1 protein-coding gene is annotated in these 3340 nt (G+C 53.0%); it reads right to left on the bottom strand.

Annotation, left to right across the window (positions count from 1 at the left end; all coding sequences use genetic code 11):
* Positions 1 to 614: 614 nt before the first annotated feature.
* Positions 615 to 3340: tail fiber protein (locus tag ABD846_RS06630; RefSeq protein WP_344824205.1), on the bottom strand; the 2726-nt coding region annotated here is incomplete at its 5' end.

The raw sequence follows: 3340 nt of genomic DNA, 5'->3' as shown, positions 1-3340 counted from the left end.
GGCCTACCCCTGATAATAGGCACGCCTACCTTTTAGGTAGGCGGAATACCATCGGCGGACTGTAAAAATACAGGAACGAAGACCCACCCCTATCCCCTCCAATGGAGGGGAAACCTGCGTGTGCGAGCGGCGTGCAAGCATACCCGCCTGACAATAAACCCCACTCCGGGCGTCTCCCGATAGCTATCGGGAGCGCGCCAATGAGCGAAGGGTTGGAACAACCCAAGCGAAGAAGGCAAAGCAATCTCTGAACGATTACTGTAGATTGCTTCCTCGCTAGCTGCACGCACAGGCTATACGCTCGTCGCAATGACACCACAAGTTAGACGGTGCCCAACACGGAGCAAATCTCCTCCCGATCCCGATAGCTATCGGGATCGGGAGGAGGGGCTGGGGGTGGGTCTGACAATACGTTCCTCCCAAAGGCCGCAACAAACCAAAATAAAAAAGCGGGGCGGTAGAAACCACCCCGCCGACCAAACATGTTGATCAAGCAAGTATTTTTTATAGGCGTACTTAGGCCTGATATTCTTTACAATATCCGGTCCGGAGACCGGTATCCACCGCGACGTAGTCCGGAGACTACGCCGAGCGGGGGGTTAAGCAAATCCTTTTTAATAAGCGATATCCATGTGTGTGAAGACATTGTTAGTGGCAGTAGCTCCTGGAGTCCAAGATACTGACGAGAAGCTTTGAAGTGTCATTTTATCCCCAGCATTCAAGAATACGAACTGGCTGCCTGTTATCATATTTACTCCAGTACCTGCAGCTGCAGAAGCTTCGCATATCCTTGTATTTGAAACTCCGTTTACATTTACTTCTAATGCCAATGTAAGAGATCCGGATGATGAAGCTAATGCGCCGTAATGAAGACGTACAGAAACTAAATAAAATGCGGTGCTGGGTGCAGTGAACTCTCCGGTTGTATTGTTATAAGCATTGTTTTGGTCCAAAATTTCATTTGTAAACACGGAAGACTGAAAAGCACCAGCACTAAAAGTACCACCACCAACTTTTGAGAAACTTGAAAGCGAAACTTTTGGGGCTGTTCCTCCAAATTTCCATGTAGCCACCCCGTTCGCATCAGAGGTCAGTACTTTACCGTCTCCCTGCGATCCGTCTTTGATCTGGATCGGGCCGCTGTGCGTGATCGTATCGGTAAACGAGGTACTGCCCATTCCCGTTCCTTTCTTCTCCCAGGGCTCGGTTGCCGTAATCAGACTCGTTACCGATTGTCCCGTTGGCAACATCACACTCTCCTTCGCTTTGATCGCATACACCATCGCTAAGTTATCAGGTCTAAATCCGAATCCGTAGTTAAACCCGCTGGACACATCTTTATCTGAGGTTGCCAGTGATCTTCCGTTAGATCCTCCCGCCGCAGCTATAGTACCGGGAGCTCCGAAAGTTATTCCTGAGCCTGAAAACATGGTTGAGTTTCCATCGGCATTAGATCCTAATATTAGCATGTAGCCGCTTCCACTATTGTGTATTACCGGGTTTATTATCGTTGTTAATTGTCTTGAACCTATTGTTCTACTAGCATCGAATCCTCTTCCGTGATCCCATCCGCGGATAAACTCACCACGCAGGTCAGGCAGATTAAAGGTTGTGGAGCCATCCCCTGCTCCGTACGTAGTGCCGATCTTTGCAAACAGGGTCGCAAATGTGGTACGGCTTACCGCAGCACCGTTACACTCCAGGTAGTCGCTAGGGATCGCGCTGAACGCAAATGCACTAATACTTCCCACCGTCTGGTCCGGAGCCGTGCTCATCGCCACCCGGCGTACCACTCCGTTTGCATCTGCCGTCAGTACAGAGTCTGTCGTAAAGCTTCCGCTCTGCAAGCCTTCCAGTTTCAGCGGATTGCTCGTAGCTTTTACATGCAGTGTGTTCGTAGGCGCACTCAATCCGATACCTACCTTACCCGTACTGTCCACCACCATGCGTTCCGTATTGTTGCTGCGTACCCGCAGGCTGATATTGTCTGTTGTTCCGATGAAGTTGCTGCCGCTGTTCGTGTTTGCGTTGCCTTTCAGATTCCAGTAGTTCACATTCAGGCTGTCTTTGACAGGACTGCTGCCGATCAGCTTCGCTATCGAGTCTTTAACCGGACTCTGCAGCATCTGCTTCGCCACTGCCGTGCTGTCCAGTCGTAAAGAAGTCGCCTTCAGCGTTGTTCCCGTTCCGCCTGTTACCAGGATGCCGTTGCTGTTGGTAAGGTCTTTACCGGTAATACTGCCCGAGCTGAGCGCACTGTTGATCACGGAGATCACACTGTCTTTCACCGGTGTCTTTGTAATGCCTACGGCCAGCGAATCCTTTACAGGGCTTTTGTTCACCATCTTCGCCACCTGCGAGCTATCCATCGGTGTGGTGCCTGCCGCCCATTTGGAACCATCCCATACCATTGTCTGGTTGGTGGCAGTACCGTCTGTGAGTCCGAGTGTGAACGGTGAAGCGGCTGTACCGGAGCCCGCACGCGTGAGTCCTTTATTCGTGGTTGCGTTCAGCACCTCGTTGCCTACAGCTGCATCTGCACCTACAGGCTGCCAGTCGCTGCCATCCCAGTATACCGGACCAACCGGTATTGCGGGCGGGCCTGCTATCGCTGCAGTGTTAAACACCATATCGCCCACATTCGTTCCCGCAGGACTGGTGCTGCTCGTGAGTGCGGTGGTGGTGAGGCCCGCACTGCCCGGTGCCCATTTGGAGCCGTCCCATACCATTGTCTGGTTGGTGGCGCTACCGTCCGTGAGACCGAGCGTGAAGGGCGAAGCGGCGGTGCCGGAGCCCGCACGTGTAAGTCCTTTATTCGTAGTCGCATTCAGTACTTCGTTGCCTACGGCTGCATCTGCTCCTACCGGCTGCCAGCTGCTGCCGTCCCAGAATACGGGACCGGCAGGTATGGCGGGCGGGCCTGCCACTGCAGTAGTGTTGAACACCATGTCCCCGATGCTGTTACCGGCCGGTGTGGTGCTGCTGCTCAATGCTGTATTTGCCAGGCTTACCTCCCCTTTGGAGATCAGGCGGATCCATTTCGTGCCGTCGTTGATATAGTAGCCCGGTATTACAGCGGTGCTGCCGCTGCCTGCCGTGGCCGTGTTGTACACTGCCATTCCCTGTACGTGGGCGCTCAGCGGACTCGCACTGTTCATGGCCGTGAGCGCAATACGCGGCAGCAGTAAACCCCTACGGTTACTTTCCAGGTCCAGGATCGCATTCGCATTCGGAAGTGCTGAGGAACTGATCGTTCCGTCTTTCATTTTACTCTGGGCATACACCCCGCTGCTGCAAAGCAGCAGTGTACAAGTGGCTAGTGCATAGACTTGCTTTTTCA

Origin of the sequence: Rurimicrobium arvi, assembly GCF_039540495.1 — a bacterium.
GTDB classification, from domain to species: domain Bacteria; phylum Bacteroidota; class Bacteroidia; order Chitinophagales; family Chitinophagaceae; genus Rurimicrobium; species Rurimicrobium arvi.
This window is presented reverse-complemented; position numbering and strand designations above follow the sequence as displayed.